At 62.7% G+C, this 14,139-nt stretch carries 11 protein-coding genes; 2 read left to right on the top strand and 9 right to left on the bottom strand.

What is annotated here, in order from left to right; translation table 11 throughout:
- Positions 1-72: 72 nt before the first annotated feature.
- Together ACWJI3_RS00525 and ACWJI3_RS00520 are read right to left on the bottom strand one after the other, a co-directional pair.
- A complete protein-coding gene (locus ACWJI3_RS00525) occupies positions 73-2,673 on the bottom strand; it encodes an arylsulfatase (RefSeq protein ID WP_480202473.1) in 2,601 nt (866 codons plus the stop codon).
- The gene (locus ACWJI3_RS00520) at positions 2,666-3,712 is read right to left on the bottom strand and encodes a formylglycine-generating enzyme family protein (RefSeq protein WP_480202472.1); all 1,047 of its coding nucleotides are present in this window, start codon (positions 3,710-3,712) and stop codon (positions 2,666-2,668) included. The genes ACWJI3_RS00525 and ACWJI3_RS00520 overlap by 8 nt, the downstream gene beginning before the upstream one ends.
- Before the next feature lie 199 nt (positions 3,713-3,911).
- Here ACWJI3_RS00520 and ACWJI3_RS00515 point away from each other — a divergent pair, with 199 nt between their 5' ends.
- Entirely contained in the window at positions 3,912-4,421 is a 510-nt protein-coding gene (locus tag ACWJI3_RS00515; RefSeq protein ID WP_255099619.1) for a type IV pilin-like G/H family protein, read from the top strand.
- A 93-nt stretch (positions 4,422-4,514) separates the two neighbouring features.
- Here ACWJI3_RS00515 and ACWJI3_RS00510 read toward each other — a convergent pair whose 3' ends face one another.
- The 7 genes from ACWJI3_RS00510 to ACWJI3_RS00480 form a co-directional block, all read right to left on the bottom strand.
- The gene (locus ACWJI3_RS00510) at positions 4,515-5,576 is read right to left on the bottom strand and encodes a helix-turn-helix domain-containing protein (protein ID WP_480202471.1); all 1,062 of its coding nucleotides are present in this window, start codon (positions 5,574-5,576) and stop codon (positions 4,515-4,517) included.
- Between the two features lie 441 nt (positions 5,577-6,017).
- A complete protein-coding gene (locus tag ACWJI3_RS00505) occupies positions 6,018-6,704 on the bottom strand; it encodes an ABC transporter ATP-binding protein (RefSeq protein ID WP_480202470.1) in 687 nt (228 codons plus the stop codon).
- A 3-nt stretch (positions 6,705-6,707) separates the two neighbouring features.
- Positions 6,708-7,985, bottom strand: a complete 1,278-nt coding sequence (locus ACWJI3_RS00500) for an ABC transporter permease (RefSeq protein WP_094510971.1) — start codon at positions 7,983-7,985, stop codon at positions 6,708-6,710.
- On the bottom strand, positions 7,985-9,280 hold the full coding sequence (locus ACWJI3_RS00495; protein ID WP_480202469.1) for an efflux RND transporter periplasmic adaptor subunit: 1,296 nt from the start codon (positions 9,278-9,280) through the stop codon (positions 7,985-7,987). The genes ACWJI3_RS00500 and ACWJI3_RS00495 overlap by 1 nt, the downstream gene beginning before the upstream one ends.
- 416 nt (positions 9,281-9,696) lie before the next feature.
- Entirely contained in the window at positions 9,697-11,121 is a 1,425-nt protein-coding gene (locus tag ACWJI3_RS00490; protein WP_480202468.1) for a vanadium-dependent haloperoxidase, read from the bottom strand.
- Between the two features lie 381 nt (positions 11,122-11,502).
- A complete protein-coding gene (locus ACWJI3_RS00485; RefSeq protein ID WP_480202467.1) occupies positions 11,503-13,170 on the bottom strand; it encodes a GMC oxidoreductase in 1,668 nt (555 codons plus the stop codon).
- Between the two features lie 288 nt (positions 13,171-13,458).
- On the bottom strand, positions 13,459-13,650 hold the full coding sequence (locus tag ACWJI3_RS00480) for a hypothetical protein (RefSeq protein WP_094510972.1): 192 nt from the start codon (positions 13,648-13,650) through the stop codon (positions 13,459-13,461).
- Between the two features lie 119 nt (positions 13,651-13,769).
- Between ACWJI3_RS00480 and ACWJI3_RS00475 the strand changes: the two genes are divergently transcribed.
- Positions 13,770-13,949, top strand: a complete 180-nt coding sequence (locus ACWJI3_RS00475) for a hypothetical protein (protein WP_480202466.1) — start codon at positions 13,770-13,772, stop codon at positions 13,947-13,949.
- Positions 13,950-14,139: the final 190 nt, after the last annotated feature.

Below are 14,139 nucleotides of genomic sequence, written 5' to 3'. Positions count from 1 at the left end.
GGCGAGAGCCGTTCCGTGCTGCGAGAGCCATGCCATGGCTCGTGCTCTCGCCCGTGAGATCGGCGGTGACGCTCACTCACTCACGGCCTTGGCGCGCATCGCCGCCTCCAGGCTTTTGATCTCCTGCGGAGACAGCTTGGGCCGATCCAGCTTGATGGTGAGCTTGTCGAGGGTTCCGGTGAAGCGGAACGGCGGCTGGTAGTCGGCGTCGTTGACGCCGGTGAGGGTGTCGGAGCCCACGTCAAAGCTTTCATCCCACTGCAGGATCATCGGCAGGGTTTTGGGCATGGTTCTGGTGGCCACCACCTTGCCGTCCACCTTGAGGGTGCCGGTACCGGGGCGACCGACGCCGCTGAAGTCGTTGAAGGCAAGGGTGCCGGCCCCCTTGCCGTCGTAGACAAAATCGAACTCAACCTTGTGCTTGCCGGGGGAGAGCGGATCAGTGCCCTCCCACTTCAGCCGCTCCAGATCCACCATGTTCCACACCCACACCGGCTTGCCGTTCTTGAGGTAGAAGCCGTAGCCGCCGAAGCGGCCGCCGGAGGTGAGCAGCATGCCCTCGGCACCGCCGGCCGGCACCTCGATGTCAGCCGTCACGGTGTAGGAGGTGTTGAGCAGCACAGGCGAATCCCCCTGGGGCAGCCCCACCATTGGATGGGTGTACACGAACTCGTTGCGCCCAGCGGTGATGTTCGGCCGTGGCGCCACGATGCGCCCCGCCACCGAAGCATCGAGCGGGAACACCTGATACTTGCGAGCCTCGCTGATGAAGGCCTCCTTCATCTCCTTCACCTTGCCGGGGTTCTGAGCCGCCAGGTCGGTGGTCTGGCTGAAATCGTTGTTGAGGTTGTAGAGCTCCAGCGTCTGGTTGTTAAGCGGATCCGGGTTGGCCGGGCCGAAGGCATCCCAGGGGGCCCGGTTCACCTTGGTGCTCAGCAGCCAGCCCTTGTCGTAGAGGGCCCACTGGCCCATCATCTCGAAGTACTGGCGCTCGTGCCTGGAGGGCACCTTGGCATTCTTGCCATCGAAGGTGTAAACGAAGCTCGTGCCCTCGATCGGCTTCTGGGGGATCCCATCCACCACCTCGGGTGCCCGTAACCCCGCCGCCTCAAGGATCGTGGGCACCACGTCGATGACGTGCACGAACTGCTCGCGCAGGCCGCCCCTGTCCTTGATGCGCGCCGGCCACGACACCACCATGTTCTGGTTGACGCCGCCCAGGCGGGAGGCGTTCTGCTTGAACCAGCTGAAGGGGGTGTCGAAGGCCCAGCTCCAGCCCGCCGACATGTGGTTGTAGGTGAGATCGGTTCCCCACACGTCGTAGAACTTCATCTGCACCTCGACGGGCAGCTTGTTGAGGCCGTTGAAGAAGGCCACCTCGTTGGGGGTGCCGAGCGGCCCGCCTTCGGCGCTGGTGCCGTTATCGCCGTTGATGTAGATGATCAGCGTGTTGTCGAGCTTGCCGAGATCGTCGAACTGCTGGATCACGCGGCCGATTTCATAGTCGCTGTAGGCGGCGTAGGCGGCGAACACCTCCACCTGGCGGATGAACAGTTTCTGGGCCTCCGGGCTCAGCTGGTCCCAGGGGGTGATCACATCGGCGGGCCAGGGATCGAGCTTGGCGTCCTGAGGGATCACGCCAAGTTTCTTCTGATTCGCGAAGATGCGCTCCCTCAGTTTCTCGTAGCCATCATCAAAGAGATGCATGGCGTGAATTCTGTCGACCCACTCCTTGGTGGGGTGGTGGGGCGCATGGGTGGCCCCTGGGGCGTACTTGATGAACAGCGGCTTGCTGGGATTGATCTGGTGCATCCGCGCCATGTAGTCGATGGCGTCATCGGCCATCTCTGTCACCAGGTTCCAGCTGCCGGGCTCCGCGCCCTCAAAGGGATAGATCTGGGTGGTGTTGCGGAACAGGTTGGGCTGCCACTGGTTGGCGTCCCCACCCACGAAGCCGTAGAAGTATTCGAAGCCCATTCCCGTGGGCCATTGATCAAACGGGCCGCTCTGGCTGGCCTGGAAGGCGGGCACGTTGTGGTCCTTGCCGAACCAGGCGGTGGAATAGCCGTTGTCCTTGAGCAGGCGGCCGATCGTGGCCTTGTCGCGCTCGATGATGCTGTTGTAGCCGGGGAAGCCGGTGGACTGCTCCGAGATCACCCCGAAGCCGGCGGAGTGGTGGTTGCGGCCGGTGATCAGAGCCGCGCGGGTGGGAGAGCACAGGGCCGTGGAGAACATGCGGTTGTACCGCAGGCCCGCCTTGGCGATGCGATCCATCGCCGGCGTGGGAATCACCCCGCCGAAGGTGCTGGGCACGCCGAATCCAGCGTCGTCCGTGAGGATCAGCAGCACGTTCGGGGCGCTCTGGGGCGGCGTGATCCGCGGCGCCCACCAGGGCTTCGATTGCTGGGCGCCGTCCTTGATCACGCCCCCGAAGGGCGGAGCCGGGGCCGGAAGCTGCGTGCCGGAGATGGTGGTGGTGGCATTGGGGGCTCCCGGCGTGCCGGTGATGCGCTGGGCCAGGGCGGGCACGCCACCCAGTTGCCAACCGGCCAGCAACAGAGCTGCTGCCACCAGAAACAGCCGGCGCGCCGCACCGGCCAGGCCATCCGCTCTGAGGAAGCGGCCCAGCCGACGGGACATCTGCAGCAACACAGCGAACAGGCCCTTATCCATGGGAGACGGGAAGCGGCGGGGAAACAAGACGGAAGCCGATATGGGAGGTGCCGGTGTCAGGGCTTTCGGCCTCCCTGGCCGCCGGGCGGAAACGGCTGCAGAAGTTGGGGGCGCAGAGGAACGAGCCGCCCTTGATCACATGCTTGGCCACACCAGGCTCGCGCGGATCGAGGCTGGCGGCTTCATCGACCACACGGGGGTCGAGGCCGCCGTCGACGGCGGCATGGTCTGGTTGGTACCAGTCGCTGGTCCATTCCCAGACGTTGCCGATCATGTCGTACAGGCCGTAGCCATTCGCGGGGAAGCTGGCCACCGGAGCAGTACCCAGATAGCCATCCTCGCCGGAATTGGAGAGGGGAAACTCCCCCTGCCAGGTGTTGGCCTGGCCAGGACGCCAGGTGTTCCCCCAGCTGAAGACACGATCCTTGAGGCCGCCACGAGCAGCGAACTCCCACTGAGCTTCCGATGGAAGCGCCGCACCAGCCCAGGCGGCATAAGCCTCCGCATCTGCCACCGACACCTGCACGACGGGATGATCGCCAAGGGTGTCGATGGAACTGCCGGGGCCCTGGGGATGGCGCCAGTCGGCGCCCGGAACCCACTCCCAGCCACTCCATTCCTGAACCTGGGCGTGCATGGAAGGCGGCTTGAACACCACCGAACCAGGAGCGCGCTCCGCTACAGATAGAGCCGGGAACTGCTCCGCTGGCAGCGGACGTTCGGCCTGCGTGCGGTAGCCGGTGGCGGCTACAAAGGCGGCGAAGTCGTGGTTGCTCACTTCAGTGCGGCCCAGGCAGAAGGGGCGGACCTGCACCGCGGCCTCGGATTCCTCTGGCAGGAGCCCGGCGGCCCCGATCAGGAAGCGGCCGCCGGCGATGGGCTGCATCCCGGGCGGGCAGCTGATGGCGGCCTGGGCGGGCAAAGCCCGCAACAGGAGCAGGGCCAGGCTGAGCACCAGCACAACCACGACCAGCAAACCCGCCGAGAACGAGGCATCGGCACGGAGATAGGACAACGAGAGGTTCGCTTCAGTGGCCATGCGCTCAGGGAGCATTGTTCCGTAGCGAGGGATCAAATCAGGGTGTGAATGATCACATTGTTCACATGGATTCCACCCTGAGGCGCCGCACCGATCTGAGCATGGACGCCAAACGGCAATCCTGCCGCAGAAACGCAGTCATCCCTCAGGCTGTGTGGCTCCCTGCCTTTGCTCTGATACAAGGAAGGCCATGCCAATCATGACCATGAATCGCCTGTTGATGATCACGTGCGTGGCCATGGGCTGCATAGCAGCCCCACAAGCAGCAGAGGCGCAGGCACAGCCCAATCCCGACCAGAATGCCGCACTCAATGCGGCCGCCAGGATGACGGAAGGGCAGCGCACTTACTTCCAGAAGAACGGAGCCTTCCGGGCCACCGTTTCCTCTATCCAGCAGGATTTCGGCATCACGCTTCCCGCCAGCTTCGACTATGCCGTGCGCACCACCACGGAAGCCGCCTATAGCTATGTGATACCCGCCCAGGGTTCAACAGTGGGACAGCTCAATGCCTATGTGGGAGCAGCTTTTCTCACACCCAATCAGAATCCCATGATCACCACGATCATCTGCAGAAACCTTCAACCAGGCCAGATCCGTCCGGCGGATCCACAGCTCGTGCTGGGCACCTTAATGCCGAATCCAAGCGGCAGGCTTGTGCAATGCGGCGACGGCTCCATTGAAGTGCAGGCTTCGGTGGTCAACGAGTAACACCAAACGTGCTGGCCTGCGGTGAGCGGACATTCGGTGAGCAGACATGCGGTGAGGAGGCAATCAACACCGCAAGGGCCAGCCTCGTAAGACTTACGGCTTGGGGATCATCATGTCTGCGTCAACAGGAGGATAGGCGGCGCTACGGGAATGGCGCAGAACGGACGACGGCGACACACCAAAGGTGCGTTTGAAGCTGGCTGCAAAGGAGGAGAGGTGAATGAAGCCATAGCGGCGGGCAATGGTGGCCACCGTGTCTGCCGACTGGTTGTGGAGCAGCTCGCGGTGCACGGCATGCAACCGCCGCCGCTTCACCCATTGCATGGGGCTGCAGCCAAATCTGTCTTGAAACAGATACTGGAGATTGCGCACTGAATAGCAACTACGGCGGCTGAGTTCGGTGGGCGTGATCGCGGTGTGCAGATGGGCTTCGATCCACTCCAGCAGTTCTGCAAAGATCTGATCTCCGCTGGCGTGGGGGAGAGGTTGCTCAGTCCCTTGGGCGGCGGCTGGACACAGGATGGCCGCAACCAATCGGTACACCAGATCTTCCAGCTGCGCCGCCTTGATGCCACCCACCGACTGAAGCAATGGGGCCTCCACCAGGCGCAAGGCCAGGTGCAGGTGGTTGAGGAGATCCGCCTGCGGGGAGATGCCGCTGCCATCCACCAGCAGCGTGTTCTGGAACTGAGGCACAAAGCTGCTGGTGTTGCCAAGCTGTCCCACCAGGGCAGAGGCGGTCTCAGCCAGTCGCCGGCGGTCCAGGCAGATCATCACCTCCTCGAAGGTGTCGGTGCTGGCGGTGAAGGCGGCTCCAGGCAGGTAAGCCGCCATCGGCCCACCCTGGAGCGAGAGCCGCTGCCCATCCGTGCGCACCTGAGCATTGCCAGACAACGGCAGGATCAGGGTGGAGAAGGCACAGTCGCCGAAGCCGATTTCAATCGGTGCGTGGCGGCTGCAGGAGACCGTTGCCTCTCCCAGCTGCATCACTCCACTGCGGTGGTAGAAGCCTGAGCACTGTGGACCTTCCAGGAAACCCAGAAGTGGCATGGTCTGCGCCACACGTTCCAGCAGGGCGGCCGGGTCGTCGAGGGCCACAGCCTGCGACTCCAGCACCGTCAGAGGTGTGTGAATGCCGGAGTGCCCGCTTTGCACAGCGCACGTCAGGAGCAACCAGCAGGGATCGTACAAGGAGCAACAGGTGATGCCTCTAGCCAAGCGTTGAGGCAGATGGCAGGCGCAGCTGGCGTGAAGGTCAGCGACCCGCTTACCCATGGCCCTCCTGCACGAAGTGCCGGGGCTGCCAACTGCAGAGTGAGACGAGGCGTGCGGTGCAGGTGGTGGGGACCGAGCCAGCGGCTGGCACCAAATGGCCGCAAAGCTCACGTTCAAGGCGAGCTGGCGGAACTGAAGACTTCCAGAATCCAGCGTGGCGGCATCGGTGCGCACCAAAGAAGTGGAGGGCGTTGGCCTCAACGCCGAACGGCGTGCTGAAGTTCGTTGTTCTGTCGTCCATGAAGGTTGTCTCCACCGATGTGCTGTCACCCTGGCTGAGATCAGTACGTGGTTGTGCGCTTGGTGGCCACTGGCCACTCTCTACGCAGCGTTGCGGGTTTGCTGGTCTGCAGTGATGCGGCCATCCTGAATCTGGATGATGCGTTCACTGTTCTGGGCCACGGAGGCGTCGTGCGTCACCAGCACGATCGTGAGGCCGCCGGCATGCAGCCCTGAGATCAATTCGATCACCTCCCCGCCCGTGCGTGAATCGAGTGCGCCGGTTGGTTCATCGGCCAGAAGCACCTGCGGCTGGTTCACAAGCGCGCGGGCGATCGCCACTCGCTGCTGCTGGCCGCCGGAGAGTTGATTGGGCCGGTTGGCCAGGCGATCAGCCAGCCCCACGCGCTCCAGCAGTGTTTCCGCACGCTCACGTCGCTCCAGGGGTGAATACCCTGCATAGACCATCGGCAGCATCACATTCTGCAGGGCGCTGAGGCGAGGAAGAAGATTGAATTGCTGGAACACGAAGCCGATCTGCAGGTTACGTAGATCCGTGCGGTCGTTGTCGCTGAGCTTGCTGATCGCACGGGCGTCGAAGTAGTACTCCCCCGTGCTCGGTTGCTCCAGGCAACCGAGGATGTTCATCAGTGTCGACTTGCCTGAACCGGAGGTGCCCACAATCGCTGTGTATTCACCGCGCAGCACTGTGAGGTTGATGTCGTGAAGGATCGTCAGCTCCTCCTCACCCAGCCGATAGGCCTTGGAGATGCTTCGAAGTTGCAGCATGGCTCAATCGCTCCGCAGGGCTGTGATCGGATCCAGCTGGGCCGCCTTGTTGGCGGGATAGGCCCCAAAGAACACACCAATCACCAGGCAGAAGGCCAGCGACCATCCCACCGCATCCAGGGCAATGCCACTGCTCCAGCCAAACGCCGCATTGATGGCCAGTGAGGCCACCACACCCAGCAGAACACCCAGCACTCCACCCACCAACGACAACACGGTCGACTCGATCAGGAATTGACGCAGGATGTCGCTGCAGCGCGCCCCGATGGCGCGGCGAATGCCGATCTCCCTGGTGCGTTCGGTGACGGACACCAGCATGATGTTCATGATGCCGATGCCACCCACCAGCAGGGAGATGGCTGCTGATCCACCCAGCAATCCGGTGAACACATTGGCCACGGCGTTCGAGGCATTCACCAGGTCTGCCTGGTTACGGATGGAGAAGTCGTCCACCAGAGGCGGCACGATCCGGTGCCGAAGACGCAGCAGGTTGGTGATCTGATACTCAGCATCCGCCATGCTTTCCGCCGATCGCGCCGATACGGCAATGCTGTCAACGGACACACCAGCCGTGGTATTGACCCCCACGATGCGCGAGGCCATGGTGGTGAGTGGGATCAGCACCTGATCATCCTGATCGCGGAAGCCGGTGCTGCCCTTGAATTCCAGCGTTCCGATCACCGTGAATGTTTCCCCACGGATGCGGATCATGCTGTTGGGGGCAGAGGCCGCCGTCAGGCCAAGGCTGTCCACCACCGTCTGGCCAAGCACAGCCACCCTGGCCGATTGATCAAGTTCAGCCGTGTTGAAGAAGCGACCGGTGAGCGGCAGAAAATCACGGACGACAACATAATCAGGCGTACTGCCCAGGATGGTGGTGTTTGTGTTGCGCTCAGCCAGCACCACCTGACTGCGTTGGGAAAGGTTGGGGGCAACAGCGACAACGGCCCCGCACGATTCAGCGATCGCCCTGGCATCGTCCCAGATCAAGGTGGTGGCGGAGCCTGCCCCAGGGGAAACCGGCCCTCGGCCCGTGGCCACACCGCTCTGTACAAAGATCAGGTTCGAGCCCAGTGATTTCAACTGGGCTTCTGTTTGCTGCTGGGCGCCACGGCCGATCGTCACCATGCTGATCACGGCACCAATGCCGATGATCACCCCCAGCATCGTGAGGGCGGAGCGCATCCGATTGGCCAGCAGCGAAGACCAGGCCATGGCGAGGCTCTCGCCCAGATCGCCGCGCTGCCGGCTGGGCCGCCGTTGCCGACCAGTGGATGCCATCAGCGCGGCAACCTTCCCGGGCCACGCGGCTGCTGCAGTGGCGACACGCTCGACACCGGGCGGCTGTTGGGCTGGCGTTGGCCCGGCGCCGACACATACACCCGATCGCCTTCCTTGAGGCCCTTGAGCACCTCCGTTCTGGCGCCCAACGTGGCGCCCACGGTCACCGGACGGAACACAGGCTGCTTGTCGCCTCCCAACACCATCACCCCAGAGCCACCGCTCTCGCTCACGATCGACGGGGTAGGGATCAACAGGGCGTTGGCTCGCTTGCCCACCAGCACATTGGCGGTGAGGTTCATTCCTGAGCGCAGCTTGCTGGCGGCTTCCGGGCTCAGGGCAATCCGCACCTGAAAGCTGGTGACGTTGGCCTCCACAACCGCTTCTGGCGCCACCAACCTGACCGTGCCGCGAAACAGCTCACCGGGAAAGGCATCCACCTGCAGCTCCACCTGCTGGCCTGGCTGGATCTCCCCCACATCCATCTCCGCCACATTGGCCACCGCCTCCAGCTCACTGGCCAGCGCCAGGATCGATGAAGAGGTGGCCGAGCTGGTGGCACTGGCAGAGGTGGTAGGCGTCACAAACGCCCCCACATCCGCGTACTTCTGCGTGATCACCCCGGTGAAGGGCGCACGGATCACGGTGTCCTCCAGCTGCGCCTGCACCGAAACAAGATCTCCCTGTGCCTGCAGCAGCTGTGCTTGGGCGGCTGCGATGTCTTCACGGCGGGCGCCGGCCTGCACCAGGTTCAGCTGCGCCCGCAATGCCCCCACCCGTGCCTCACCGGCAAGAAACGCTGCGCGGCTGGCGTCGAAGGTCACGGTCGCAATCGCGCCGGAGCCATACAGCTGCTGGTTGCTGCGATAGCTGGAGCTGATCGCGATCTGATCGGCCAGCGCCGCCTGCAGATTGCGTCTGGCCGCCTCAATCTCCTGAGGTCTGTTGCCGGCTTGCAGCCTGTTCAGGTTCGCCTCTGCAGCCGCCACCACTCCCTTCGCCCGCAGCCAGGTGCCGCGAAGGTTGCTGTTGTCCATACGCGCCAGGATCTGACCAGCGCTCACCCGATCGCCCTGATCCACGGCCAGGAAGGTGACCCGACCCGGCTGCTTCGGGCTGATGTTCACCGGTGTGGTGGGTCGGATCGAGCCAGCGGCCGTGACCTTCAACACCAGATCACTGCGCTCCACGGGCGCTGTCTGCTGTGCCAGTGCGACTTGCCTGGCCTGCGTCTGACGCTGCTGCATCAGCAGCCAACCGACCGCGGCCACACAGAGGGCGATTCCCGTTCCCACGACGATCAGGGTCCGCCGCGGCGGTACGTGCGAAGCCTGGGGCCGGGAAGGCTCAGGCTCAGCAGGGGCAGTCGGGTGCCGTGCTTCGCTGCGGCGAATGACGGTCTGCAGCAGTCCGAGGGGTGTCGCGGGGGTCCTGGCGGGTTCCCTCAACCATCGTTCACCCCGATCACTGTGGGATGACCCCAGCGGGCGTATGTGTGACCGGGTGTGAGCTGCGCTGCTGGTGGGTTCGCAGACGTCTGGCTTGCCGCAGCAGCCACCAACCCTTGGCACGCAGGGATGAGAGCATCACAGCCAATTCAGGAGAACCGTGCGGAGAAAGCCGCCGTTGGGGCGGCGGCAGGAACAACGGCATGGCTCAGTTCAGAACCGCGAAGACGTTTCTGTGGTCGGCGCCATGGGCACGGGCACGTTTACATGTCCAAGGGCACTGGCAAAGCCACATGTTCCTGTGGGATTCCTGAGGCATTGATGGTGCCCTCGGAGATGCCGATCCTGGCAGCCACCTGATTAGCGATCTGGCACCCCAGCCAGACTCCCCCACGGCGACCGAGTTCGTCGGGGGTTTCAGGAATGCCGAACGCACCCTCTGGATCGACTCCCTTGACCGTGACGCCATCAAACTGCCAGTGGACGCCGAGATAGACGCGGCTCACGGAGTTATCGAGAATCGCTTGCCAGAGGTTGGAGTAGAGGCGTGGCAGCTTCGGCCTGGGGAGGCGATCGCCGCGCGCATCCGTGTTCCTGCCATTGTATTCATCTGACAGGAAGCAGAACGCCACCGTATCCAGGCCCTCAGAGGTGAAGCTGGCCAGAGATTTGTGGACGAGGAATGTGCGCAGCAACTGAAAGGCTGCGGCTCCGAATGTGGCGTGGCCGGATGGGTAGGCCGGGAAGTCGGGAGTCAGGCCGACGCCCTCGCGGTTGGTGTCGGGCCGGCCGAGCGGGCGCCAGGCGGGCTCAGGAGGCGCGAGATTCCCCAGGCCGAAACGGATGCCGAGCACGGGACGCCACATCATGTGGTCCTCGCTGTATTTGAAGCGCCAGGCTTCGATGCCGGCATCGGCCATCGCCAGGGCCGTGGCTGCAATGATCTGCAGCTCCTCCTGCTCGCTGAGGCCATCAGGATCGCGGGATTGGATGTCATCGAGCACTGTGAGCACCACCTGCATGTACAGCCGTGGTGGGGTGCCCAGTTGCGGAGGGCCGTCGTAGCCCCAGAAGATGCCGATCACCTCCTCATCCAGAGTGCGCTGCCGTTCCTGCAGCGCTCCCTTCACCTGCACCTTCCGATAATCGTCAGCGAAGTGGGCATCGGGCTGCACCAGCGTGGCGCTGACTCTGCCGGGTGGCTTGGCAAAGGACGCGATCTTCTGAATCAGAAGAGGTTCAGAGGCTCCCCATTGGCTGCCTGCAAATCTCTGATTGGGTTCATCCGGTGGCACGTTGTGCGTATACGGACCACCCGGTACGTAGTTGCCTTCGCCACGCAGTCGCCGGTCTTTGAGTCCCAGATGGTGGATGGCGTTGCCCAGCTTGCGCCCATACAACTCCCAGGGCAGGGCGTCAACGGGGAGGGTGGCGTCAAAGAGTCGGGCCCAGAAGCCCCAGTTCTCATTGAGAATGTTCGTCTGTTTGGGATAGCGATGGAGCAGCACTTCGTGGCAGGCTGCCGCTGCAGCCAGCGTGGCGAAGCGCTCCGCCCAGGGCGGGCCAGACGGGGCTGGCGATGGCTCTGCTGGGACGGCTGGAATCGGCGCAGAAGCTGCCGGGAGGAGTGCCGACGAGGGTCCAGCGAGAACCGTGGCGGAGCCGTCATACAACGCGGCAAGGGCCATGCCAAGCGCTCTTGCTGTCATGAAGGGCCCTGTCTGGTCACCACCGCCAAAGCCAGGTGTGTGGTCTCTCCTGATACATTCAAGGACGACATCGACCCAGAAACGCATGGGTTTGGATGCAGCAGGCATCGGTTGCTCTCCGAAGGAAACAGTGATCAGCGCGTTATCACTTAACGGAAGCTCGGATCTCCTTGTACCGCATAAGAGATCTGGCAGGATTGCCACACTTTGAATCTGCACCGCACAGTTCAGGGTGAACCAGAAAGCAATACATCTTCACTGGAACTAGCCAGTGTTGTGTTGCTGAGCACAATGGGCGGAGGCAGGTGCGCTCAGACCAATGCTCTGCAGCACCTTGCACCTGGTGGCACACCAACGCAGCTAAGCAAGGTGACGGGAGAGCCTCAGCGCCAGCCCGGCCAGGGCGCGCACGGGATTGGCCGCCGTGCTGATCGGAAGCACGGACATGTCGCAGACATAGAGGCCGGTGGTGCCATGGACTTTCAGGTTCTCGTCGACCACGGAGCGGGAATTGAACGCCGCGTTGCGGTTGGCCTTCCAGGGCATCCGCAGCGTGCCGCAGGCGTGATGCACGGTTCCCCATCCGAATGGCCACTGCTCACCGGTCAACCCGCCATACCGCGCTGTTTTCAGCTCGACGTCATTGAACTCATTAAAGATGCGATCCCGCGTGTCGTTGAGCAACGCCATGAAATCGGCGGTGTTCTTCTGCCAGCCCGCCACAGCTGGAAACCGTGAAGCCAGCAGATCATTGAGATCAGAGAACCGCTTGAAGCTGATCGAGGGCAGGTAGCCATCGCTGGCGTGCGAGACAATCCCGTTCTGGTCGTCGAGGCAATTGGCGAAGCTGAACTTGATGTCGACCCGTGTGCGGCTGGGGTCGTTCTCCACGAGCCCGGCCGATGGATCGTTGTTGCGCAAGTGCCAGTATTCGTGGTTCACATTCATCTCGATGTTGAATGGATACTGGAGCTGTCCGTTGGCGTCGAGATTCCCCTTGGAGTAGAAGACGATCTTTGCATGATCGTCTGGGGAGATAGTGATGGGTGAGTTGCCCACAGAGGCAACATAAGCCCACGACTCACCCGTCACGGGGTGATCCGTCAGCCCAAAGCCCACCAGTTGCTTGATGTCGTCCGGCAGCGTCTGATACACGGAGGAGCGATGGATCAACTTGGGGCTCTCTGTGGAGCCCGCTGCGATCACCACGTTCGGCGTGTAGAAGCTCCGCTGCTCGCCCGTAACGGTGTTAGTGGTCTTCACCTCGTACCAATCGTTCGGCACTGTATTGACGGCTTCAACAAAGCTGTTCAGCCGGATGAACAGGCCGCTGCCATTGAGATCGAGCTTGGGGCCAGTCAATCCGCTCTGGTTGACGAGAAGTTCGGCCGTGTTGAACACTCCGGTCGACTCCTGGAAGAACCTGTCCGCCGGCGACCCATCCGCCAGCAGATAGGGCTGGTGCACCGCTCGAGGCGTCTCATGGATCTCGAAGTCGTTCGCGATCGGGCTGTTGCGGAAATGGTCGACCAGCTGCTTGGCCTTGCTGCCCAACGTCAACGATCTGTTCATCCGTTCGCCCGCGAGTTGCAGATACTTGCCCTCCAGATCTGCGCGCACCGCGGCGGGGAAGAAATCGAGCTCCCAACTCTGCGGCTGCGGGATCAGACCCGACCAGAAGATGGAGCGGCCGCCGAACACAAACTGCGGCTTGCCACCGATGAAATGTTGCGGAGTGGGCGTCTGTGAGAAGTTGTCCACACCGAAGTGCTCTGCCACCGCACCATTCGGAAAGCGGCAAACGTTATAAACGTGCGTGGGATAAACGAAAGACCCAACATCCACAACAAGGATGCGACCCTGCGGTTGGCGATCGGCGAGGTCGTCCGCCAGTATTCCACCCCCGATTCCCGAGCCGATCACGATGGTGTCGAAGTCGGGATTGGGGCCGTCGTAATCACGAATCAGGCGGGTGTGGGCCTCACTCCGCTCAGACACCAGGTTGGCGTAGTTGTTCTGGAATGGCATCGCGCTACCTGTTGAATACGGTGGGCCGGATGTCCAGGCGCCCGGCGGCTGGCTGCGGAGAACATCCCTCACCGAGGGTCGGCCAAGGCTGAGACGCAGTCAGCGCTCAGAAAGACCGGCGACCCATAGGCCGGAGAACCCATGGTTCATCAGGATACAGAAGAAACCAGGCTGTTACGCTCGTCCTGAGCCATGCGGGTCTTGGCTGCGGCTCCGCGCACTCCCAAAGCCAGGCCAAGCCAGCTGCCCTCAGCGGTGAGCCTCAGCGGTGTTCCATAACTGAAGGCCTCAGCGTTGCAGCAGCCAGCGCAGAAACGAGAGCGTGATCAACAGACCCACGCCCACAGTCCAGATCCAATCAGAGCGGTCGGTTAGCCGTTGCAGCCAGGTGGGCAGCGGCGTGCCGCGTTGCAAAAGCACGGTGAACAGAAGCAGCAGAGCCGTTGGGATGCCGATCGCCAGCAACAGATCGCGGAGCATGGATCGAGGTTCGCCGCCAGCATCAACTTACCGAGGCTGGTGAGCGTTGCCGCACCTGGCTGGCGCTGCCAGCGTGGCAACCACAGCTGCCATAGGATGCGTCAGCTGTTGCAGCACACGTGAAAGAGCTTGTCGGGCCTGTACGCAGGGCTTTGATCTATGGCCTCATCAGCTATGCCGGGCTTGTTGTGATCAACAACGCGGAGCTGGATCTGCCCAACATGTGGATCGCCTACCTGCCAATGTTCATCGGCGTGTTTGTTGCAACGCAATGGCTCGACAGAAAGATCGGGAAGTGAACGGTTCGAGCCCAGGCGCGCATGCCTCCCTGCAAGCTCGCGAGCAGATGGGAGCCATGAACGTGTGGCCTGAGCAACCATAAAGATTGCACCCTGAGAGGTTTCCATCCCAATCCCTCCACGCATTTAGCAGCAGAGATTCACCCCCATCCCCTCCACGCACCAACCCTTCGAGATTCCCCCTTCACGC

The organism is Marcopretia estuarina LEGE 06307, from assembly GCF_056633115.1.
This window is presented reverse-complemented; position numbering and strand designations above follow the sequence as displayed.